The 23,370-nt window shown below is 71.4% G+C and carries 14 protein-coding genes and 1 pseudogene; 9 read left to right on the forward strand and 6 right to left on the reverse strand.

All coding sequences use genetic code 11. The annotated features are described in order from the left end of the window. Window positions 1-150 precede the first annotated feature (150 nt). Window positions 151-840, reverse strand: a pseudogene (locus C503_RS48820) (Scr1 family TA system antitoxin-like transcriptional regulator); the annotation flags it as partial. Between the two features lie 283 nt (window positions 841-1,123). On the opposite strand from C503_RS48820, the gene C503_RS0106150 reads away from it, so the two are divergent. Together C503_RS0106150 and C503_RS38215 are read left to right on the forward strand one after the other, a co-directional pair. After that, complete coding sequence (locus tag C503_RS0106150) at window positions 1,124-2,497, forward strand: NsdA family TPR-like regulatory protein (protein WP_018681316.1); 1,374 nt, start codon at window positions 1,124-1,126, stop codon at window positions 2,495-2,497. Between the two features lie 40 nt (window positions 2,498-2,537). Continuing rightward, window positions 2,538-3,917, forward strand: a complete 1,380-nt coding sequence (locus tag C503_RS38215; RefSeq protein ID WP_245572412.1) for an NsdA family TPR-like regulatory protein — start codon at window positions 2,538-2,540, stop codon at window positions 3,915-3,917. Window positions 3,918-4,292: 375 nt separating this feature from the next. Here the strand turns inward: C503_RS38215 and C503_RS0106165 are convergent, their stop codons facing one another. The 5 genes from C503_RS0106165 to C503_RS0106185 all read right to left on the reverse strand — a co-directional run bounded on the left by C503_RS0106165 (window position 4,293) and on the right by C503_RS0106185 (window position 8,012). Then, entirely contained in the window at window positions 4,293-4,934 is a 642-nt protein-coding gene (locus tag C503_RS0106165; protein WP_026316010.1) for an HAD family hydrolase, read from the reverse strand. 150 nt (window positions 4,935-5,084) lie between these two features. Further along, window positions 5,085-5,645 (reverse strand): DUF6461 domain-containing protein, encoded by a 561-nt coding sequence (locus tag C503_RS0106170; protein ID WP_018681320.1) that lies wholly within the window; start codon window positions 5,643-5,645, stop codon window positions 5,085-5,087. Next, window positions 5,642-6,271, reverse strand: coding sequence for a NucA/NucB deoxyribonuclease domain-containing protein (locus C503_RS0106175; RefSeq protein WP_018681321.1), 630 nt, complete (start codon window positions 6,269-6,271; stop codon window positions 5,642-5,644). The genes C503_RS0106170 and C503_RS0106175 overlap by 4 nt, the downstream gene beginning before the upstream one ends. A gap of 48 nt (window positions 6,272-6,319) precedes the next feature. Continuing rightward, complete coding sequence (locus tag C503_RS0106180) at window positions 6,320-7,174, reverse strand: hypothetical protein (protein ID WP_018681322.1); 855 nt, start codon at window positions 7,172-7,174, stop codon at window positions 6,320-6,322. Window positions 7,175-7,292: 118 nt separating this feature from the next. Continuing rightward, window positions 7,293-8,012, reverse strand: coding sequence for a TetR/AcrR family transcriptional regulator (locus C503_RS0106185; protein ID WP_018681323.1), 720 nt, complete (start codon window positions 8,010-8,012; stop codon window positions 7,293-7,295). Window positions 8,013-8,082: 70 nt separating this feature from the next. Here C503_RS0106185 and C503_RS44335 point away from each other — a divergent pair, with 70 nt between their 5' ends. The 7 genes from C503_RS44335 (at window position 8,083) to C503_RS0106220 (ending at window position 23,331) form a co-directional block, all read left to right on the forward strand. Beyond that, window positions 8,083-8,493, forward strand: a complete 411-nt coding sequence (locus tag C503_RS44335) for a hypothetical protein (protein ID WP_211222325.1) — start codon at window positions 8,083-8,085, stop codon at window positions 8,491-8,493. A gap of 106 nt (window positions 8,494-8,599) precedes the next feature. Further along, window positions 8,600-8,830 carry a hypothetical protein gene (locus C503_RS47730; protein WP_018681325.1) on the forward strand — a complete coding sequence of 77 codons (231 nt, stop codon included), beginning with the start codon at window positions 8,600-8,602 and terminating at the stop codon, window positions 8,828-8,830. Window positions 8,831-8,841: 11 nt separating this feature from the next. Beyond that, window positions 8,842-9,609 carry an ABC transporter ATP-binding protein gene (locus C503_RS0106200; protein ID WP_033400303.1) on the forward strand — a complete coding sequence of 256 codons (768 nt, stop codon included), beginning with the start codon at window positions 8,842-8,844 and terminating at the stop codon, window positions 9,607-9,609. Beyond that, a complete protein-coding gene (locus tag C503_RS0106205) occupies window positions 9,606-12,161 on the forward strand; it encodes an ABC transporter permease (protein ID WP_156893007.1) in 2,556 nt (851 codons plus the stop codon). The genes C503_RS0106200 and C503_RS0106205 overlap by 4 nt, the downstream gene beginning before the upstream one ends. A 123-nt stretch (window positions 12,162-12,284) precedes the next feature. Then, window positions 12,285-13,184, forward strand: coding sequence for a nucleotide disphospho-sugar-binding domain-containing protein (locus tag C503_RS0106210; RefSeq protein WP_018681328.1), 900 nt, complete (start codon window positions 12,285-12,287; stop codon window positions 13,182-13,184). 107 nt (window positions 13,185-13,291) lie between these two features. Further along, window positions 13,292-18,526 carry a type I polyketide synthase gene (locus tag C503_RS0106215; RefSeq protein WP_018681329.1) on the forward strand — a complete coding sequence of 1,745 codons (5,235 nt, stop codon included), beginning with the start codon at window positions 13,292-13,294 and terminating at the stop codon, window positions 18,524-18,526. A gap of 41 nt (window positions 18,527-18,567) precedes the next feature. Beyond that, window positions 18,568-23,331, forward strand: coding sequence for a type I polyketide synthase (locus tag C503_RS0106220; RefSeq protein WP_425393505.1), 4,764 nt, complete (start codon window positions 18,568-18,570; stop codon window positions 23,329-23,331). The last annotated feature ends 39 nt before the right edge of the window (window positions 23,332-23,370 follow it).

The following is a 23,370-nucleotide window of genomic DNA, read 5'->3' on the forward strand; positions in this document are numbered from 1 at the left end:
CGAACAAGAGCGAGATCGGTGCTGTGGCGCATGGCCTGGGTGATGTGGGCAATGGTGTCGTCGCGGGAGAGCGCTTTCGTCTCCATCAGCGCGATGTCGTTTGGTGAGGTTCCTGATTTCCTCCACCCGGTCCAACCAGATGGCCGACAGTCGGGACCGCTGCACGGCCACCGTCGCGTACCGGCTGCGCGCGAGGGTGAAAGGTTGGTGGAGATCGGCCTGCCAACCGATCTCCTTCGGGAGGACGCGCAGATCGACGCGAGGATGCTTGCTGAGGATCAACAGGTGTTCGAGCTGGTCCCGGAACATATCCGCAGTCCCGATGGGCCGCACGAGCGCGGCTGCCCCCACGAACGCGGTCAGCACTGTCTGGCCGGACCGAGTGGCACGCTGCCGATCACGCAGATCGGCAAGATGGGCTTCGACCTGATCGCTACGAACCTCCCCTGAATGAGCGATCGCCGTCGCTATCGCCCGAGTACGCAACAGCGGCGGAACAACCCGCGCCGAAACCTCGACGACCTGTTCCGCGACGCCCTCCAGCACTCGATAGGCGTCGCGCTGAAGGGCGTGTTCCGCCGACGTGGTCGCGATCCAGCACGGATCGCGCACGTTTCCGCACAGGTCCATGATCCGGCGGAACCGCTCACCCCGGACATCGAGATGGGCAAGGACGTGCGACACCTGCTCGGGCCTCGGCACCCGCTCCCCGATCTCCCACCGCAGAAGCGTCGGACAATCCCGCTCGATCCGGGCCGCGAACGCCCGCATGGAGTAGTTCCTCTCCTCCCGCAGTTGCCGAAGCATCAACCCGAGAGCGACAGCACGAGACGTGGGCATGGGCGACTCCTGTGGTCAAGGGGTGTGGTGGATGGCCGTGACGAGTTCGTAGGCGACGGTGGCGGACAGGTGTGGCCGGGTGCGGTGGAACGCGCCTCGGGACAGGCGGGTGTAGCGCTCCCCGAATCGCTCGTGACCATGGCGACAGCCAATCGCGCCCGTCCTGTCTGTCGCACCATGTGCGCACCCATGTGAAGTGTGTGTCGCACCATGGTGCGACGGCGGGTGTCGCGGGCACCCGTGCCTGGGCATGATGGTGGCGAGGGTAGGACGGAGACTGGTCGTGAGCGAACCGAACAAGGCCCTGGCCGACTTGATCGCCGAGGCGGCCGAGCGTGCGCGCTGTTCCTGGGCCGGTCTCGCGCGTCGGGTCAACGATCTCGGTGCCGACCTGGGGTTGGCGCTCCGCTACGACTACACGGCCGTCCACCGTTGGGTGAAACGCGGCGAGAAACCGCGCCCGCCCGTGCCCGCCCTCCTGGCTCGTGCTTTGTCCGAGAAGCTGGGGCGGACCGTGCGGCCTGCCGAGTTCGGAATGTCCGACGAGGAATCGCTTGCCGCGCGCTCGCTCGGCTATCAGGCGAGTCCCGCCGGTACTGTCGAGACGATTGTCGAGCTGGGGCGGGCCGATATCGGTCGCCGGAGCGTGGTCAAAGCTCCGTTCGTGCTTGCCGCGCTGGCCGCTCCGAGTCGGAACTGGTTGATTTCGACTCTTGCGGAGACGGTGGATGAGCGTGGGCCGCGTGCTGTGGGTATGAGGCAGGTGGCGGGTATTCGGGAGATGTTCGCCCTGTTTCAGGAGATGGACGTGATGCGTGGTGGCGGGCACGCGCGGACGGCGCTGATCGAGTACATGAACAGCTATGTGATGCCGTTGACCCGCGAACGACACCCGGAGCCGGTGCGGCGGGCGGTCTATGAGGCGGCTGCCGAGCAGGCGTATCTGGTCGGGTGGATGGCCTATGACGACGGGCAGCACGGTCTGGCGCAACGGTATCTGATCCAGGCACTTCGCCTCGCGGACGCCTCGGGCAATCCCGTGCTCGGTGCGCATGTCCTGGCAGGGTTGTCCGATCTGGCGAACTCGCTCGGCCATCACGACGAGGCACTGCATCTCGCGCGCGCCGGAAAGTCCGGCATCGCCGGTGTCGACTCGGCGGCGTGCGTCGCCAGACTGCGGGTGCTCGAATCCCGTGCGCACGCCGCATTGAGTAATTCCCGCGCGGCGGCTTCGGCGGTGGCGAAGGCGGAGGAGATGCTCGGTCGTATCGTTCCGGAGAACGAACCGGAATGGGCGAGGTTCATCGATCTGCCATACATCCTCGGGGAGGCGGCGCACGCCTTCCGCGACCTGCGTTCGCCCGCCGACGTCGAACGGTTCGCCGGTGAGTCGGTGGCGATGTCCGGATCCCAAGGCCGCGCTCGACGCAGCGCCTTCGGCCATGCCGCGCTCGCGCGGAGCGCGCTGGACAGCAACGACGTGGAGACTGCGGCGGCGCATGCCTTGAGCGCCGTCGACCTCGCGAGCTCGGTGAACTCGTCGCGCACCATCGACGCGGTGCGCGACCTGCGGCAGCGGCTGGCGCCCTTCGCGTCGATCCCGGAGGTCGCGACCTTCAATGACCGGGCGCGGCACCTCCTGGGTCTCGCGGCCTGAGGCAGCTGGTCCGGACATGGCGGTGGCGGGTGAACGGAGGATGATCGTGGGCGAGCCGAACGAGGCTCTCGGAGCGTTGATCATCGAGGCCAATGGGCGTACTCGATGTTCGTGGGCGGGCATCGCGCGTCGGATCAACGATCTCGGTGCCGATCTGGGGCTGGCGCTTCGGTATGACTACACAGCCGTCCACCGGTGGGTGCGACGTGGTGAGAAGCCGCGCCCGCCGGTGCCGGAGCTGCTGGCCCAAGCGCTGTCGGAGAAGTTGGGCCGCCCGGTGCGGCCGGGTGAGTTCGGCATGTCCGACGAGCACTCACTTGCTGCCCGTTCCCTTGCCTACCAGTCGAGTCCCGCCGGTACCGTCGAGACGATCGCCGAGTTGGGCCAGGCCGATGTCGGTCGACGAAGCGTGGTCAGGGCACCGTTCGTGTTGGCGGCGTTGGCCGCGCCGAGTCGGAACTGGCTGATTTCGACTCTTGAGGAGACGGCGGACGAACGTGGGCCGCGTGCTGTCGGGATGAGGCAGGTGGCGGGTATTCGAGAGATGTTCGCCCTGTTCCAGGAGATGGACGTCATGCGTGGCGGCGGGCACGCGCGGACGGCACTGATCGAGTACATGAACAGCTATGTCATGCCGTTGACCAGGAAACAGCACCCGGAACCCGTCCAGCGCGCGATCCACGAGTCCGCCGCTGAGCAGGCATACCTGGTCGGCTGGATGGCGTATGACGACGGGCAGCACGGCTTGGCCCAGCGGTATCTGATCCAGGCCCTCCGGCTTGCCGAGGCGTCGGGCAACTCGGTGCTCGGTGCGCACGTCCTGGCGGGAATGTCCGATCAGGCGAACCTGCTCGGCCACCACGACGAGGCACTGAACCTCGCGCGTGCGGGCCGATCGGGCATCACCATTGCCGACTCGCCTGCCTGCTTTGCCGACCTGTGCGTTCTCGAATCACGCGCGCACGCTTCGCTGGGCGATTCTCGGGCGGCATTGTCGTCGGCGGTGAAGGCGGAAGAGGTCTTCGGGCAGGTCGAGTCCGATAACGAACCCGAATGGGCAAGATTCATCGACCTCCCCTATGTCTTCGGAGAATTGGCGCACACTTTTCGCGACCTGCGCATGCCTGCCGAAAGCGAACGTTTCGCCGCCGAGTCGGCATCCGCCGCCGACTCGCAGGGCCGGGCCCGACGCGGCGCGCTCAGCCATGCGGCCCTCGCGGTCGGCGCGCTTGAACGGAACGACGTGGAGACGGCGGCGGCGCGTGCCTTGACCGTCGTCGACCTCGCGGGCTCGGTGAACTCCTGGCGCGCCATCGAGACGGTCCGCGACCTCCAACACCGGCTGGCGCCCTTCGCGACGACACCCGAGGTCGCGACGTTCAACGACCGGGCGCGGCAGGTACTGGGGCTCGCGGCATAGAAGGCTCATCGTCGGTTGGGCAGGGGCTATTCGTGGAAGTGTCGTCGCGTCGCGGAATCCCGATCAGAACGCGAGCAGCGCAATGTGGACTGAGTGCCATTCCCCGGCCCCCGCGCGCACACTACGCGGGGGCCGGGTCATGGCCAGAGTGGTCATTGGCCCGGACGAGAGCGAGGAGTGGGTCCGGGCTCGCCGTGCTCCTTGAGCTGCAGGAGCCCGAGTTCGTCCAAGTGCTCATTGCTTTCATCCATCGCGGCATCGACGAATGGCTCAACAGCCAGAACTAAGCCCCAACCCGGCCCCCGCGTTGCCTATGCGGGAGCCGGGCCTTGTGGTCACCCTGCTCGAACAAGAGCGAGATCGGTGCTCTGTAGATCACGCGCACAACAGGTCGGGCAGTTCGTGAAGGGATTCGATGACCCAGTCCGCGTCGCGGCGCACGACGGGATCGTCTGCCCATAGGTGCCCCCACGGCCCCCGGCGGATCAATGCCGTCTTGAAACCCGCCGCCTTGGCGGGCACGACGTCGTTGTCCCGGTGATCCCCCACATACACCGTCTTGGCGGGACCGTCGGGCACCATGTCCGCCACCCGCGCGAAGAAGTCGCCGGACGGTTTGGCGACTCCCCACTCACCGGAGGTGGCGAGGTCGTCCGCGGGTAGGCCGAGTTCCCGCAGGAGCGTCGCGGCGCGGGCGGTCTGGTTCCCGGCGATCCCGATCCACACGCCGCGCTCACGCAACGCGGTCAGGGCGGGGCGGACATCGGGATAGAGGTCCGCCTCCTCGATTCGCTCGCCCAGCCCGGCGTCCTCGCGGAGCAGGCGTTCGGTAGCCACATCGAAGCCGGGCCTGAAATACTGGAACGTTTCCGCGTTGTCCCGCCCGGCAGCGGTGACGGCTCCGAGGACCGCCGAGAACGTGTGTCGTGGGACCCCGATCCAGTCGGCCCACGCACCCCATTCGCGGGAATCGTCCAGCAACGTCTCACCTACGTCGAACACCACTGCGGTCACCACACCCATACTCCTACGCCACACGCCGACCGGACGCGATGCGGCCTGCCATGACCGGGCCCATCGACGAGTGGCCATGGCGATCCGAGCTCGGTGCCCACTCCCCGGCCCCCGCGCGCACACGACGCGGGGGCCGGGTCATCTCCTGAGTGGTCAGTCGCCCGAATAGGGGAGGCGATAGGTCATTAGTGGCTCGTTCAGCCAGGCGTCCTCGAAGCCCACGCCGGTCACGCGTTCGATGGCGAGGAGGCTGGCGGATCTCAGGTGTTCGAGCAGGAAGTCGTCCGGTTCCACCCATCCGGGGATCATGTCGTTCGCCCCCGCAGGCCGACCAATGAACGTCGGGTCGAAACGCGCGGTGAGCTGTCCGTCCTGAGCCTGGACGATCTGGTGGTCACCGTTGGCACTCCAGTAGACGGACAGGAAGAACCCCTGCGGGCCGGACAGCTTTCGGGCAACCTCCGGGCCGTTTCCGATCCACCCATTCGGCTCGACGACCAGTAGATGCTCGCCATGCTCCTTGAGCTGCAAGAGCCCGAGTTCGTCCAAGTGCTCATTGCGTTCATCCATCGCGGCCTGGAACGTCAACCACTCCGCCTGGCACCCCTCGGCGGCCCCATAGGCAGCCAGCACATCGCGAGCCGTCCGGCCTGCGACGACGGCCAGTGTCCAGGCCAGGTCGAAAGCCGTGTCTGCCCAGGCGTAGCGATTCACAGCGCACATTGTTCCACCCGCTCTGCGGCGACGTCCGAACCCCCGAACGGTCCGGTGGCGACCTTGTCCGGGTTCGAGATGACTACCAGGAAACTGTCCCCTTGGCCGATCTTCGCCTTGGCGTAGCCTGCTGTGATCGCCCCGCCCTGGCACCGTTGCTCGCGCAGGGGAACCTCCTCGGTGCGGGCGCCGGACCCGCCTTCGTCCGTGGTAGCGAAGGCGTACTCGTCGCAACTTCCGCCATGTTTGGGGACGAAGGAGCCGCACGCCGCGGCACGGTTCGTAGGCTGCTTGGCGGAGTTGCGCGTCAGGATCGAGGTGATGCCGTCGCCCCAGGCGAGCTGGATGTTGCGGGCGATGAAGGGCATCCTGGCCGCGTCGATGACCACCACCTTCACGTCGCCGCACTGCCGGGTGTCGAGAGCGACTTGCGCACTGCACTGCTTGGCCTTGGTCACGCCGTCACGACCGACAAGGAGGCGGTGGCCGTCGTATTCAAGGAGTACCGGGTCGGAACCATCGAACGCATCGGTTACCGCGCTCACGACTGTGTCCACGCCAAAGTAGGCCACCAGGCCGGCCGTGGCCAGCACAGGAAGAAACAGGCCGGTCTTCGCGCGAGCCACGAGTTTCCCTTCGCCCTACGAGCGATCGCCATAGTGGGTCGGTGATTGTCATTGGACCTTGCGGAGAGCGACCGAGCCGTCCACGGAACCGTTGTCGATGAAGAGGTCGAGCAGCTTCCCATCGGGCGCGAGTTTCGCCTCGAATGTGCCGCAAAACCCACTCGTGGTGCGGAAGGTGAAGTGGTCTCCGTCTGCTGACGCCGTTCCCGTGCAGTCGAGGCTGAAGTCGCCGAAGCCCGGGGGTGGGGCGGAGGGGCCGGTGCCTGCGTTCGGGATGTTCATTTTCGCTTGCATCGAGAAAGTGAACGCGCCATCGGCGGCGATGGTCAGGTTCATCGGGCCGATCGAGAAGCCGGAGATCATCTGGGCGCCGGGTTGTTGGGTCCAGGTGCCGACGGCGGAGGAGAGGTCGGCGGTGTTCATGGTGCCCGCGACGAATGCGGTGGTGCCGCCCGCGAGGACGAGGGGGATGGCGATGAGGGCGATCAGGCCGCCGGTGTTGAACTCGAAGTGGCCGATGTGGAACTTGCGTTGCCGGATCCGGATCGTGCCGTGGTCGGCGTGCAGGTGGTGGATGTCGCCGGACGAGTTGTGCGTCGGCCGGGGGAGGATTCCCGCCTGGGCGGCGAACCGACCCAGTGTGTCGCCGAAGTGGGGGTCGCTGTCGGCCTCGTCGGTGAGCATTTCGGCGAGTCGGGTCCGGTTCGCGCGGTCGGTCGGGTCCTGGGCGAGTCGGGCCAGGAGTCGCCTGCCGGTGGCGGTGGGGGACAGGCGTTGGGTGATCAGTTGGTGGACGGTGTCCGCGACGATGTCGGTGGTGTGGTCGATGGTGTTGGTGGCTCGGCGGGTCAGCATCTCGGCCACCTGGTCGACGGATGCGGTGGCCACGTCCTCGAACCTCACGGCGCCTCCCGTGGTTTCGGTTGACCGAGAGGCATTCGATGGCGTCGACAGGCGCGTTACCCCGGGTGAGTGAGGCGTCACTCGTTCAGGCCAGTGATACCACCCGCGTGAGCGATCTTCAGGGCAGGCGGGTGGCGATGCCGTCCAGCACGCGTTCCAGGCCGTAGTCCTCGTCCGCCGCCGGGAAACCGGTCGCGGCGGTGAGGCTGGCCACGAGCGCGTATCCGCGTTCCACCAGCAGTGGGCGCAGGAACGCGCGGATGTCCGCCGCCCGGTCCGGCGAGTCCACCGAGTCCGGGTCCGCGAACGACCGCTGCCGTTCGGCCGTCGCCCTTGTGACGTCGGAGATCAGCGACGCGCAGCGCAAGGCGTCGGGGCCGCTCAGGTCGGGTAGCACGGACAGCAACAACTCCGTCCAGCCCAGCCGATTGGGTGTCACCGGATCGCCGCGGAACGGGATGTCCAGCAGCCACGGGCGACCCCGGTAGCGGCCGAGTGCCGCCCGCGACCAGGCGCGCACGGCCGGGCGCCAGGAGGACCCCTCCAGCGCGGCGGGCGGGGGGCCGAAACCGGCGTCGGCCAGGAGGACCAGTAGTTCCTCTTTGGACCCGATGTACCGGTACAGCGCGTTCGTGGTCAGGCCGAGCGCGGCGGCGATGTTGGGCAGGGACGCGGCGGCCAGGCCGTCGGTGTCGGCGATGGTGACGGCGGCGGCGACGATGCCGGGGACGGTGTGCGCGGGTTTCGGGCCGCGCCGGGGCCTCGGGGTGTCGATCCAGGCTGGGGCCAGGCCGGGGGGCAGTTCGGGGAAGTCCCGGGGGTCTGGTTCGGTCGGCATCTTTCGCTCCGAGGTCGCGGGCAGTAAACTGTGTAAGTCTTGCACTGATCGACGTTGGGGGCGAGTGGGTGTGGGTAAGACCAACCGATTCGGCCTGGGGCGGGTGACGGAGCTCGACCGGGAGCTGGCCGCGGGCGAGATCGCGCACGCGCGCTCGCACGGCGAGTACGACCGCACCGAGGCCGCGCGCAGGCTGGCGCGGGTGCGGGTGGCGGGGTCGCACGCGGAGCTGCGGGTGGCCGTGGTGGGGCGGGTGGACCTGATCCCACCCGTTCTGGAGGCTGCGCCCGCCTACGTCGGCGGGCTTTGCTTGGTCGCGGGGCTGGTGAACTTCCTGATCTGGCTGTCCATCGGCCTGATCGGCGGCCAGTGGGACCCCGAGTGGCTGGTGTGGGTGCTGATGAGCTGCGCCCTGCTCGGCGCGGGTGTCTGGGGCGCCCGGCACCGGGACCGCCGGATGCGGAGCAGGGGTACCCCCTGAACCCGTACGGGGGTGGTTTACCGGGCGGGTCCGGATCGGGTAAACTGTGCAAGACTTGCACAATTAATCCGTCCCGCTCCACCCGAGCCGAGTATGGGGGGCCTCCATGCAGGAGAGCGCCGAACAGAGCCGCTCGTCCAGCGGCCTCGCCCGTCGCGTGGTGACGATCGTGTGGGCGATCGTCAGCGGCGTCCAATTCGTGATCTGGCTGCTCATGAGCCTGATCAGCATGTCCGTGAAGTCGCCGTTCTGGCTGTGGACGGTCGGCATCGGCGGTGTCGTGCTGCTGGCCTGGTGGTACTTCGGGTCATCGCGGCGCGGGGAAGGGACCAGGTGAACGAGGTGCCCGTGACCACCCCCGTACAGTCGCCCGTCCAGCTGGACGCGGTGCGCAAGACCTACGGCTCCGGCCCGAGCGCGGTGGAGGCGCTGGGCGGCGTCTCGATCACCTTCCCGGCGGGCAGCTTCACCGCCGTGATGGGCCCGTCCGGCTCCGGCAAGAGCACCCTGCTGCACTGCGCGGCGGGTCTCGACACGCCCACCTCCGGCCGGGTCACCCTGGTCGGCACCGACCTGGCAGGCAAGGACGAGACGGCGCTGACCGAGCTGCGCAGGCAGCACGTGGCGTTCGTGTTCCAGTCCTTCAACTTGATGCCCGCGCTCACCGTCGAGCAGAACGTCAACCTGCCGACGCTGCTCGCGGGCCGCGAGCCCGACCAGGCCTGGGTGAACCAGGTGATCAACCGGGTCGGGCTGACCGAGCGCGTGCACCACCGGCCCGCCGAGCTGTCCGGCGGCCAGCAGCAGCGCGTGGCGATCGCCCGCGCGCTGGCCACCCGGCCCTCCGTGGTGTTCGCCGACGAGCCGACCGGCGCGTTGGACACCAACACCGCGCTGGAGGTGCTCACGCTCATGCGCGAGCTGGTCAGCGCGGGCCAGACCATCGTCATGGTCACCCACGACCCGGTCGCCGCCTCCTTCGCCGACAGCGTGCTGTTCCTGGTCGACGGCCAGATCGTCAACCAGCTGAACTCGCCCGGCGTGGAGCAGGTCGCCGCGACCCTGGCGCACCTCGGCGAGCAGGCCAAGGCCAAGCGGGCACGGGGGCAGCGGTGAACTCACGGCGGGTGATCCTCGGGCTGGCGCTGTCCAGCCTGCGGTACCGCGCGGCGGCGTCGCTGGCGTCGTTCGTCGCGGTGCTGATCGGGTGCGGGCTGCTGATCGCCTGCGCGGGGCTGTTCGAGACCGCGATCGTCGCCCAGGCGCACCCGCAACGGCTGGCGTCCGCGCCGGTGGTCGTCGGCGGGTCCGCGGGGTTCAAGCTGCCGGACGAGGAGTCCGAGGTCGTGCCGTTCGCCGAGCGCGCGCGGCTGACCGCCGACCAGCTGGCCAGGATCCGCGAGGTGGAGGGCGTGCGCGGGGTGGTCGGGGACGTGTCGTTCCCGGTCGTGCTGCTGCGTGACGGCAAGCAGGTGAGCACCGGCGTGCCCACCCTCACCGGGCACGGCTGGGAGTCCGCCGCGCTCGGCGGCTACACCGTCGCGGGCGGCGAGCCGCGTAGCTCCGGCCAGGTCGTGCTCGACCCGTCGTCGGCCGAGGCCGCCGGTGTGGGTCCGGGCGGTCAGGTCGAGCTGGCGGTGGACGGTCGCAAGGAGACGTTCGCGGTCACCGGTGTCGCCACGCCCGCGCGGCAGGTGGACGCGCCCGCGTTCTTCTTCTCGCCCGCGGACGCGCAGCAGTTCGCCACCCACAAGGGCGAGGTCGACCTGGCGGGCGTGTTCCCCGCCGACGGCGTCGACGCCGAGGGGCTGGCCGAGCGGATCGCCGCGCAGGTCCCCGGGGTCACCGCGCTGACCGGTGACGACCGCGGCTCGGCCGAGTTCCACGGCGTGACGGCCAGCGTGCTGCCGCTGATCCTGCTCGCGGCCGTCTTCGGCGGCATGGTCCTTGTGGTCATGGCATTGGTCGTGTCCGCCACGATCAGCCTCACCGTGCGGCAGCGGCAGCAGGAGTTGGCGTTGCTGCGGGCCACCGGTGCCACGCCGAAGCAGGTGCACCGGATGGTGGTCGCCGAGACCATGGCCGTCGGTGCCGCCGCCGCGTTGTTCGGCGCGGTGCTGGGCGTGCTGCTCGGCAACGCGATCTTCGACACCAGCGCGTCGATCGGCATTGTGCCCGAGGAGCTGGTGTTCCAACAGGACATCATCGCGTTCGCCGCGGGCATCCTGGTCACCCTGGGGATCACGCTGGCCGCCGCCTGGTTCTCCGCGCTGGCCGCGGCCCGGTCGCGACCGATCCAGGCGCTGGCCGAGGCATCGATCCCGAACCCGAAGGTGAACCCGTTGCGGCGCACCGGCGCTGGCCTGTTCGGCATCGCCACCGTGCTGCTCGCGGGCACGACGATGTTCATGCCCGCGGACACCGCGTCGGCCATCGGCGGCCCGGCCGTGCTGACCGGCGCGATCGCGGTGGCGCTGCTGGCCCCGGAGGTCATGACCTTCGTGGCCGACCGGTTCGGCCCGTTCATCCGCGGCCTGGCAGGCCGGGACGCCACCCTGGCCGTGATCAACACCCGGGCCCGCGCGGTCGCCTTCGCCGCCGCGCTGACCCCGATCACGCTGGCCAGCGCGGTCGCCCTGGGCAACATCTACGCCGAGACCACCGCGCAGTCCGCGCAGATCTCCGCCTACGCCGACCAGCTCAAGGCCGATGTCGTGGTGGACACCACCGCGGGCGGCATCGGGCCGGACTTGGTGGACGCGGTGCGCCAGACGCCGGGCGTGGCCACGGTGTCCCCGCTGGTGGTCAGCTCCGGCTGGATCGAGCAGCCCTACGACGGCAACGGCAGCGACCCGCTCCGGCTGTTCGGCGTGGCCGCCGAGGACCAGGGCGGCACCGTGCTGGCCACCGAGGTCACCCAGGGCTCGCTCAAGGGCCTGACCGGCGAGACGGTGGCGTTGCCCGAGGCCATCGCGGACGACCTGGAGATCAAGCTCGGCGACCAGGTCACCATGCGGCTCGGCGACGGCGCGCAGGCGCGGGTGACCGTGGTGGCGCTGCTGGACAGCCCGTCCAGCTACGCCAGCATGGTGCTGCCCGCCGACCTGCTCGCCGCGCACAGCACCGCGGGCATGCCCGGCCAGCTGCTGGTCAAGACCTCCGGCGACCCGGACGACGTGGGCCCGGCGATCGCCGCCAAGGCCGCCGCCTGGCCCGGGGTGACCGTCGGCGACTCGGCCGCGCTGACCCAGGACTTCCAGGCCAGCGCCGATGTCGAGGCGATGATCAACTACCTGCTGGCGGTGCTGGCCATCGCCTATGCCGCGATCGCCGCGGTGAACACCATCGCGGTGGCCGTGCTGGCCAGGCGCCGGGAGTTCGGCGCGCAGCGGCTGGCGGGCGCCTCGCGCGGCCAGGTGCGCCGGATGCTGATGGTCGAGGGCGGCATCGTCGGCGTCACCGGGTTGGCGCTGGGCACGGCGATCTCGCTGTTCACCGTGCTGCCGATGGCGATCTCGACCGGGGAGATCATCCCGTCCGGACCGGTCTGGGTGTTCCTCGGTGTGGTGCTGGCGATCCTGCTGATCGTCTGGCCGGTCACCGCGCTGTCCGCGCGGCTGGCCATGCGGCTCAGCCCGATGGAGGCAGTGCGCGCGCCCGGTCAATAGACCCGGATACGCGCCGAGGCAGTACCCCGACCGATAGGGGTGTGCGGGCCGATCCGGTGTGGATAGCCTCGAACGAGGCCATTCCGCACCGGGTCGGCCCGGTCTCTTTCTGGAGTGTTTCCCATGCGCGTCTTGCTGGCCGTTCCCCCGTCGCCCACGCGTTTGCGCAACCTGGTCCCGCTCGCTTTCGCGTTGCGCGTCGCGGGGCATGACGTGAAGGTGGCCGGGCGGTCCGCCTTCGTCGGGGACATCCTGGACACCGGTTGTGTCGCCGTCGAGCTGGAGGACGGTGACGCAGGCTCGTTGTCGGAGTCCACGGCGTTGGTGGAGTTCGCCGAGCTGTGGCGGCCGGATGTGGTGGTCGCGGACGGGCAGGCCGCTGCCGGAGTCCAGGCGGCACGGGCTGTCGGGGCGAAGTCGGTCCGGTTCCTGGGCGCGTCGGATGTGCTGGGGGACAACGAGTTCGACGCGGACATCACGCTGGACACCGTGCCCGTCTCGCTGCGCGGCGGCGAGGGTGTGCGGGCTGTCCGGCATGTGCCGCACTTCGGGCCCGCGGAGGTGCCGGACTGGTTGCGGCGCAAGACCCGGCGCGCGCGTGTGCTGCTGTCCGTAGGGGATCCCGAGCCGCTCACGGCCGCTTTCGCGGCAATCGGTGAGGTCCCGGCCGAGGTCGTGTGTGCGGCCGACCCGGAGCGGTTGCCGGACGGGATCACCGTGCCCGCCAATGTGAAGATCGTCGACGCTGCCCCGCCCGCCGCGCTGCTGCCCACCTGCGCCGCCGTCGTGCATGACGGCGATGTCGCCCTGGCGCACGCGGCCGTCTCCTATGGACTCCCGCAGCTTTCCCTCGCCGACAACGCCTTCGCCGCCCGGATCGCCGGTTCCGGCGCCGGATTCGTGGGTGTCGAGCACATGACCGAGCTTCTCGGTGAGACCGTCCGGGACGCGGCGGCCGTGCTGCGTGGTGAGATCGAGGCATTGCCCGCGCCACGCGCGGTGGTGGCCGAACTCGCACGGTGATCGGGGTGGGCGATTGTGGGGCCGTCCCTCCCGCGTTAGGGGTGGGGCGGCTTATCAGCCCTAGGTAGCGTTTTCGGCGTGACACGTTCCACCCCTTCCGCGGTTAGGTGGTCGATTACGTGAGTACCGGGAATCCGAACGCCGAGAACGAGCAGAAGCTGCTCGACTATCTCAAGCGTGCGACCACCGACCTGCGTGAGGCCAAACTGGCGTTGCGGCGGGAACGGCAGCGCGACACCGAGCCGATCGCCATCGTCGGCATGGCCTGCCGCTACCCGGGCGGGGTGCGCTCCCCGGAGGACCTCTGGGACCTGGTCGCCACCGGCACCGACGCCGTCAGCACGTTCCCCACCGACCGCGGCTGGGCGCTGGACTCCCTCTACGACCCGACGCTCGAACGGCCGGGCAGCACGAACACCCGCGAGGGCGGGTTCCTGCACGACGCCGCCGAGTTCGACCCGCTGTTCTTCGGCATCTCCCCGCGCGAGGCCCTGGCCATGGACGCCCAGCAGCGGCTGCTGCTGGAGACCGCGTGGACCGCGCTGGAACGCGCCGGGATCGTGCCGGAGTCGTTGCGCGGCAGCGCGACCGGCGTGTTCGCGGGCGTCATGTACCACGACTACGCGGGCCACGCGGCCGCCGGGAACCTGGTGTCCGGCCGGGTCGCCTACGCGCTCGGCCTGGAGGGCCCGGCGGTCTCGGTGGACACCGCCTGTTCGTCCTCTTTGGTCGCCCTGCACTGGGCAGCGCAGGCGCTGCGCCGCGGCGACTGCACGATGGCCCTGGTCGGCGGCGTGACCGTGATGGCCACCCCGGACACCTTCGTCTACTTCAGCGAGCAGCGCGGCCTGTCCGACGACGGCCGCTGCAAGGCTTTCGCGGGCGCCGCCGACGGCACCGGCTGGGGTGAGGGCGCGGGCGTGCTGGTCGTCGAGAAGCTCTCCGACGCGCATCGACTCGGCCACGAGGTGCTCGCGATCGTCCGCTCCGGCGCGGTGAACTCCGACGGCGCGTCCAGCGGCCTGACCGTCCCGAATGGACCAGCACAGCAGCGGGTGATTCGCAAGGCGCTGGCGGTGGCCGGGCTGACCACCGCCGATGTCGACCTGGTCGAGGGGCACGGCACCGGCACCAGACTGGGCGACCCGATCGAGGCACAGGCCCTGCTGGCCACCTACGGGCAGGACCGCGTCGAGCCGCTGCGGCTGGGGTCGTTGAAGTCGAACATCGGGCACACGCAGGCCGCCGCCGGGGTCGGCGGCGTGATCAAGGTCGTGCAGGCCATCCGGCACGGGGTCATGCCAAGGACGCTGCACGTGGACACGCCCTCGCCGCACGTGGACTGGTCGGCGGGCGCGGTCGAACTGCTGACCGAGGCGCGGCCGTGGCCCGAGGTGGACCGGCCGCGCCGGGCGGCGGTGTCGTCGTTCGGCATCAGCGGCACCAACGCGCACGTGATCATCGAGCAGGCCGAGCCGATCGAGGCGGAGCAGGCTTCCGGGACCGTGCCGGTGGCCGCGTGGGCGTTGTCGGCAGACGCGCCGGACGCCTTGGCCGCGCAGGCTCGCGCGCTGCTTTATTCCACAGTGGACGGATCGGCCGCGGACATCGCTCTGTCGCTGGTCACGACCCGGTCGCAGCACGACTACCGCGCCGTGGTCGTGGGCGCCGACGAGACCGAGCTGCGCGCCGGTCTGGCGGCATTGGCGGAGGACGCCGACGCGGCGAACCTGGTGCGGGACCGGCGGGGGATCGGACGCACGGCGTTCCTGTTCACCGGCCAGGGCGCCCAGCGCGCGGGCATGGGAGCGGGCCTGGCGGCCGCGTACCCGGTGTTCGCCGAGGAGTTCGCGAAGGTGTGCGCGGCACTCGCGCCGCACCTGGACGAGCCGTTGGATTTCGACGACGCGGAAGCGCTGGAGCAGACCGGGACCACGCAGCCCGCGATCTTCGCGATCGAGGTGGCGCTGTTCCGGCTGCTGGAGTCCTGGGGCGTGCGGCCGGACTGCCTGCTCGGGCACTCGATCGGCGAGATCGCGGCCGCGCATGTCGCCGGTGTGCTGTCGCTGGACGACGCGAGCCTGCTGGTGGCCTCCCGTGCCCGGCTCATGCAGGCCCTGCCGACCGGCGGCGCGATGGTGGCGGTCCGCGCGACCGAGGCCGAGGTGACGCCGCTGCTCACCGACGGCGTGGGCATCGCGGCGATCAACGGCCCCGACTCGGTGGTGGTGTCCGGGACCGAGGAGGCCGTGCAGGCGGTGGTCGAGCAGTTCACCGGCCGCCAGACCTCGCGGCTGCGAGTGTCGCACGCGTTCCACTCGCCGCTGATGGAGCCGATGCTGGCCGAGTTCGAGGTGATCGCGCGCAAGCTCACCTACCGGCGGCCGGAGATCCCGATCGTGTCCACGGTCGCCCCGGGCGTGGACATGACCGACCCGGAGTACTGGGTGCGCCAGGTCCGGTCGGCCGTCCGGTTCGACGAGGGGCTGCGCGCGCTGGTCGCCGACGAGGTCCGGACGTTCGTGGAGATCGGCCCGAGCGCGGTGCTCACCGCAGCCGGTCGGGCCGCGCTGGACACCGAGGACTGCGAGGTCGCGTTCATCCCGGCCCTGCGCAAGGACCGCGAGGAAGCCCCGACCGTCGTCGCCGCCCTCGCCGCCCTGCACGCACGCGGCGTCCCCGTCGACTGGGCGGCCTTCTACCCGGGCGCCCGCCGCGTCGCCCTGCCCACCTACGCGTTCCGCCGCGACCACTACTGGCTCCCCGCCATCACCACGTCCGGCGACGCCTCCGGCCACGGCCAGCTCCCGGCCGATCACCCGATGCTCAGCGCCGTCGTGCGTGTGCCGGATGCCGACACGCTTGTGCTGACCGGCAGGCTCTCCGCCGCGACCGTGCCGTGGGTCGCCGATCACGTGGTGCTCGGATCGGTACTGCTGCCGGGCACCGCGTTCGTCGAACTCGCCCGCCGCGCCGCCGAGGAGGCAGGCTGCGCGGGCGTCGACGAACTCACGCTGGAAGCCCCGCTGGTGCTGGCCGAGGGCGCGTCGGTGCAAATCAGCGTGGAGGCCGAGGACGATGGCCGCCGCCCCTTTGCCATCCACTCCCGCACCGGGGACATCTGGACCCGGCACGCGAGCGGCTTCCTGGGCGGGGGAGCGGAGGCCGACTTCGACTTCGCCGAGTGGCCGCCCGCCGGTGCCGCCGAGGTCCCGCTGGGCGACCCGTACGAGCTGCTCGCCGAGCTCGGCTACGACTACGGCCCCGCCTTCCAGGGCCTGCGCGCGATGTGGCGGGCGGGCGAGGACGTGTTCGCCGAGGTGGCCCTGCCGGACGGCGCCGAGGCCCGCGACTACGGCCTGCACCCGGCCCTGTTCGACGCCGCCATGCACGCCAACCTGCTCGGCCCGGCGTCCGAAAACGACACAGCAGGCGAGGCCGCGCCCATGCTGCCCTTCTCCTTCTCCGGCGTCAGCACGCACGCGTCGGGCGCGGGCTCGGTCCGCGTGCGGGTGTCGCCCACCGGCCCGGACACGATCTCGCTCCGGATCGCCGACAACACCGGCGCCCCCGTGCTCACCGTCGCCGAACTCGCCGCCCGCCCGCTGACCGCCGACAAGCTGGCCGCCCGCCGCGACTCCCTGTTCACCCTGAACTGGGAACCCGCGACCGGCACCGACGCCACCGCCGACCTCCGCAGGTTTGCGGTGTCCACTCAGGACGGACCGGTGCCGGGTGCGGCCCGCGCGGCCGCCGGACAGGTGCTCGCCGCCATCCAGGACGCGCTCGCCGAGCCCGACGGCCCCCGGCTCGCCGTGATCACCCGCCGGGCGGTCTCCGTCGCCGGGGAGGACGTCGACCCCTCGGTGATCGCCGTGTGGGGCCTGGTGCGGGCCGCCGAGGCGGAGAACCCGGGCCGGTTCGTGCTGGTCGACACCGACGACGACCCCGCTCCGGGCCTGGCCACCGGCGAACCCGAGGTCGCGGTCCGCGAAGGCCGCGCCTACGTCCCCCGCCTGCGTCCCGCGCAGGCCGCCGAGGGTGACCTGAACTGGAATCCCGACGGCACCGTCCTTATCACCGGCGGTACCGGTGGCCTGGGCGCCGTCGTCGCGCGTCACCTCGTGACCGAGCACGGCGTCCGGCACCTCCTCCTCGCCGGCCGTCGTGGCATCGACGCCCCCGGGGCCCAGGCCCTGCGCGACGAACTCACCGACCTGGGCGCGGACGTCACCGTCGCGGCCTGCGACGTCACCGACGCCGACTCGGTCCGCGCCCTCGTCGCCGACACGCGGCTCACCGCCGTGATCCACGCGGCGGGCGTGCCCTCCGGCGGCCGGGTCGAGTCGCTCACCGACACGGAGGTCGACCGGGTGTTCGCCCCCAAGGTCGACGGCGCCTGGCACCTGCACGAGGCCACCCGGGACCACGACCTCGCCGCCTTCGTCCTGTTCTCCTCCGCCGCGAGCACCATCCTCGCCGCCGGACAAGCCGCCTACGCCGCCGCCAACGGCTTCCTCGACGAACTGGCCCGCCACCGCCGCGCCAACGGCCTCCCGGCCACCTCGCTCGGCTGGGGCGCCTGGGCCGAGGACGGCGGCATGGCGGGCGAGCTCGACGACGCCGACCGGCGCAGGCTCAGGCGCCTGGGCACCCCGCCCATGGCCACCGCGGACGCGTTGCGGCTGCTCGACGTGTCGCTCGTCAGCAGCGAGCCGGTGCTGACGCCGATGACCCTCGATCTCGCCGCGCTGCGCGCCCGGACCGACCTGCCGCAGGCACTGCGCGGTCTGGTCCGGACTGCGGCGCCGCGGCGGGCGGCCGGGCGGCCTGACGGCGCGGTCGCCGCCCGGCTCGCCGCGCTGCCCACGCAGGCCCGTGAGCCCTACCTGCTGGACGTGGTCGCCGAGCAGGTCGCGGCCGTGCTCGGGTTCGCGTCGGCCGCGGTCGTCGAGCCGGACCGGGCCTTCCAGGAGATGGGTTTCGACTCGCTCACGGCCGTCGAGCTGCGCAACCACCTGGGCGCGCTGACCGGTCTGAAGCTGACCGCGACCGTCGTGTTCGACCACCCCACGCCCGCCGCGCTGGCCCGCAGGCTGCACGAGCTGCTCGGTGCCGTCGGCGGCGCGGCCGATCCGGTGCTGGCCCAGATCGACCGCCTGGAGGTCCTGCTCGCCCAGGTCACCGGGTCGCTCAACGGATCAACCGCCAAGGTCACGGCCCGGCTCGACGCGCTCGTTCGCAAATGGACAGACGGCAATACCGAGCAGCAGACAGATGTGGGCAGCGCTACCGACGACGAGCTTTTCGCCCTGCTGGACGACGAATTGGGCACGGCATGAACGGGAACGCCATGGGCAACGAGGACAGGCTTCGCGACTACCTGAAGCGCGCCACCACCGATCTGCAGCAGGCCCGGCGCAGGCTGCGCGAGCTGGAGGCCAGGGACACCGAGCCGATCGCCGTGGTCGGCATGAGCTGCCGCTACCCAGGCGGTGCCGCCACCCCGGACGAGCTGTGGCGGCTGGTCGACGAGGGCCGGGACGTGATCGGCGAGTTCCCGGCCGACCGCGGCTGGGACGTCGAGGGCGTCTACGACCCGACCCCGGAGCGGCCCGGCAAGACCTACACCCGGCACGGCGGCTTCCTCTACGACGCGGCCGGTTTCGACGCCGAGTTCTTCGGCATCAGCCCGCGCGACGCCCGCCGGGCCGACCCGCAGCAGCGGATCCTGCTGGAGGCGTCCTGGGAGGCCGTCGAGCGCGCCGGGATCGACCCGCGCTCGCTCAAGGGCAGCCCGACCGGCGTCTACGCGGGCGTCATGTACCACGACTACAGCGGCGGCAGCCCGGACGGCAGCCTCGTCTCCGGCCAGGTCTCCTACACGCTCGGCCTGGAGGGCCCGTCGATCTCCGTCGACACCGCCTGCTCGTCCTCCCTGGTCGCCCTGCACCTCGCCGCCCAGGCCCTGCGCCGCGGCGACTGCACCCTCGCGCTGGCGGGCGGTGTCGCGGTGATGGGCACGCCCGAGATGTTCATCGACTTCTGCAGCCGCCGCGGCCTGGCCGCCGACGGGCGCAGCAAGTCCTTCTCCGACGACGCCGACGGCACCTCGTGGGCCGAGGGCGTCGGCGTGCTGGTGCTGGAGCGCCTGTCCGACGCCCAGCGCAACGGCCACCGGATCCTGGCGGTCGTGCGCGGTTCTGCGGTCAACCAGGACGGTGCCAGCAACGGCTTCTCCGCCCCCAACGGCCCGTCCCAGGTCCGGGTGATCGAGGCCGCGCTGGCCGACGCCGGGCTCACGGTGTCCGATGTGGACGCGGTGGAGGCGCACGGCACCGGCACCGCGCTGGGCGACCCGATCGAGGCACAGTCATTGCTGGAGACCTACGGCACCCGCACCGCGGGCGTGCCGCTGCTGCTCGGTTCGATCAAGTCCAACATGGGCCACCCGCAGGCCGCCGCCGGGGTCGCGGGCGTGATCAAGATGATCCAGGCGCTGCGGCACGCCCGGCTGCCCAAGACCCTGCACCTGGGCACCCCGTCGTCGCACGTGGACTGGTCGGCAGGCGCGGTCGAGCTGCTGGCCGAGTCCCGTGACTGGCCTGCGGTGGACCGGCCTCGGCGCGGCGCCGTCTCGTCGTTCGGCGTGAGCGGCACCAACGCGCACGTGATCCTCGAACAGGCGCCGGAAACCGAAGAACCCGAGGCCATCGAGTCCGTGGTCGGCCCGTTGGTGATCTCTGCCAAGACCGTCGCCGCGCTGGCGGACGCCGCCGGTCGGATCGCCGCGCACATCGAGGGCTCGGCCGACCCCCTGCCCGACATCGCGCACACGCTTGCCACCGGCCGCAGCCGCTTCGACCAGCGTGCCGTCGTGATCGCCCAGGACCGCGACCAGGCCGCCGCCGCACTGCGCGAGCTGGCCGCCGGTGGGTCGCGCCCGGACGTGGTCACCGGCACCGCCGACACGCGCGGCAAGACCGTGTTCGTCTTCCCCGGCCAGGGCTCGCAGTGGACCGGCATGGCGACCCGACTGCTCACCCAGTCGCCGGTGTTCGCCGCGCGCATGGCCGAGTGCGACGCCGCGCTGCGCGAGTTCACCGACTGGTCCGTCCTCGCCGTCCTGCACGGCGAGCCGGGCACCCCGCCCGAGGACCGGGTCGACGTCGTGCAGCCGATGCTGTGGGCGGTCATGGTGTCGCTGGCCGAGGTCTGGCGCGCGCACGGCGTCGAGCCGGACATGGTGATCGGCCACTCGCAGGGCGAGATCGCCGCCGCCACCGTCGCCGGATCCCTGTCCCTCCAGGACGGTGCGCGCGTGGTCGCCCTACGCAGCAAGGCGATCGGCGAGAAGCTCGGCGGTCTGGGTGGCGGCATGCTCGCAGCGGGCCTGCCCGCGACCGAACTGGCCAAGCGACTGTCCGCATGGGACGGTCGGATCTCGATCGCCGCCGACAACGGCGCGTCCTCCGCCGTGCTCTCCGGCGACGGGGACGCGCTCGACGAACTGCGTGACCAGTTGGTCGAGGAGGGCTTACGGGCCAAGCGGGTCCCGGTGGACTACGCCTCGCACTCCGCGCACGTCGAGCACCTCGCCGACCGCCTGTTCGCCGACCTCGGTCCGATCACGCCGCAGGCAGGCGCGGTCGCCATGACCTCGACGGTGAACGAGGAACCGATCGGCGCGGACACGGTCGACGCCCGCTACTGGTTCGACAACCTGCGCCGCACGGTCCGCTTCGCGCCGGTCGTCGCGCGCCTCGCGGCGGCGGGCTACACCCGGTTCGTCGAGATCAGCCCGCACCCGGTGCTGAACATGAGCATCCAGGAGACGCTCGACGATGGCGGCCACACCGGCGTGGTCGTCGGCACCCTGCGCCGCGCGGAGGGCGACCTGCCCCGGTTCGCCACCTCGCTGGCCGAGCTGCACGTGCGCGGCGGGGCCGCCGACTGGGCCGCGCTGGTCCCGGGTGCCCGCCCGGTCGAGCTGCCCACGTACCCGTTCCAGCACAAGCGTTTCTGGCTCGACGACGAGGGCGCCGACCAGCTGGCCGTGTTGTCCGAGGCCGCCGCAACCGACCAGGCTTTCTGGCAGGACGTGGCTGAGGGTGACGTGGACGCGCTCGCCGTCCGGTTGGGCGTGGAGGCCGCGCCACTGGCCGAGGTCGTGCCCGCGCTGGCGGCCTGGCACCGACAGGGCACCGAACTGTCCACCGTGGACTCGTGGCGTTACCGCGTCTCCTGGGTCCCGCTCACCGGCGTGCCCGCCTCCGGCCTGACCGGCCGCTGGCTGGTCGTCGTCCCGTCCGACGTCCCCGCCGCCGCGGACCTGGCAGACGCGCTCGCCGACCAGGGCGACATCGTCACGGTCACCGCCGAGACCCCGGTCGAGCGGTCCGCCCTCTCCGGCCTCCTCGCGGGCGCCGCCGCGTCGGGCTCCTTCGACGGCGTGCTCTCGCTGCTGGCCCTCGACACCCGCGAACACCCGCTGGGCCCCGCGCTCGGCACCCCGGTCGCCGCGACCATCACCCTGCTCCAGTCCCTGGCCGACACCGGACTCGGCGTCCCCGCCTGGGTCGTCACCCGGGGCGCGGTCGCCGTCGACCCGTTCTCCGCCGCCGACCCCGACGCGGGCGCGGTCTGGGGCCTTGGCACGATCGCGGCCCTGGACCGGCCCGGCACCTGGGGCGGCCTGGTCGACCTCGGCGACACCGCCGCACCCGACGAGGTGGCCAGGCTGGCCGCCGTGCTGTCCGGTGTGGACAGTGAGGACCAGGTGGCGATCCGGCCGTCCGGGGTGTTCGGCAAGCGCATGGTCCACGCCCCGCGCCCGGACACGGCGGTCGAACCGTGGCGGCCGCGCGGAACCGTACTGGTCACCGGCGGTACCGGCGCGGTCGGTGGGCATGTCGCCCGCTGGCTGGCCGAGCGCGGCGCCGAGCACCTCGTGCTCACCAGCCGCCGTGGTCTCGACGCCGACGGCGCTCGCGAACTGGTGGACGAGCTGGCCAAGGTGGGCACCCGCGTCACCGTCGCGGCCTGCGATGTCGCCGACGAGCAGGCGCTGAAGTCCTTGCTGTCGGAGCACCCGCCGACCGCCGTCGTGCACGCGGCCGGGGTGCTCACCGCCGAGTCGCCGCTGGCCGAGGTCACCGCGGCGGAGTTCGCCGCCGCCACCCGCGCCAAGGTCGTCGGCGCCGCGCTGCTGGACGAACTGCTGGGTGCCGACCTGGACGCGTTCGTCCTGATGTCCTCGGGCGCCGCCGTCTGGGGCAGCTCCGGCCGCCCCGCCTACGCCGCGGGCAACGCCTACCTCGACGCCCTGGTCCGCCGTCGCCGCGCCGCCGGGCGCCCCGCGACCGCCGTGGCCTGGGGCGCCTGGGGTGGCGGCGGCATGGTCGACGCCGAGGCGAGCGCCATGCTCAACCGCATGGGCCTCGCCGAGATGGCCCCCGAGCTGGCCGTCCGCGCACTGGGCCAGGCAATCGACCACGACGAGGCGCACCTGGTCGTCGCCGACGTCGACTGGGCCGCGTTCGCCCCGGTCTACCAGCTCGCCCGGCCGCGTCCGCTGCTGCGCGCTCTGCCCGAGGTGGCTGCCGACGAGGCGCCGGAGACCGACAGCGCCGACGCGGGCGACCTGCGCGGCAAGCTCGCCGGGCGCACCCCGCCCGAGCAGCAGCGGACCCTGCTGGACCTGGTCCGCGGCCAGGTCGCCGCCGTCGCAGGCTACGACGGCGCGTCCGCCGTCGAACCGACCCGCGCGTTCAAGGAACTCGGCTTCGACTCGGTCACCGCCGTCGACCTGCGCAACCGGCTCGGCGCCGCGACCGGCCTCAAGCTGCCCGCCACCGTCGCCTTCGACCACGTCAACCCCAAGGCCCTGGCCGACCACCTGGCGACCCACCTCTGCGACGCCCCCACCGAGGTGCCGTTGGAGGTCGAGCTGGACCGGCTGGAGGCCCTCACCGCGGGGCTCGACGCCGAGCAGATCGACCGGGCCCGCGTGCTGGCCCGCCTGCAGGCCATGGTCTCCGCCGTGCACAAGACCCTCGCGGGCGGCGAGACCAGCGCGGGCGACGCACTCGACACCGCCACCACCGACGAGCTGTTCGCCCTCATCGACAGCGAGCTCGGCGCCTGACGGCTTTCCAGCCATCACCCGCCGGTTCCCCAGTCCGCA

Source organism: Actinokineospora enzanensis DSM 44649 (assembly GCF_000374445.1).
In the GTDB taxonomy this organism is placed as follows: Bacteria; Actinomycetota; Actinomycetes; order Mycobacteriales; family Pseudonocardiaceae; genus Actinokineospora; species Actinokineospora enzanensis.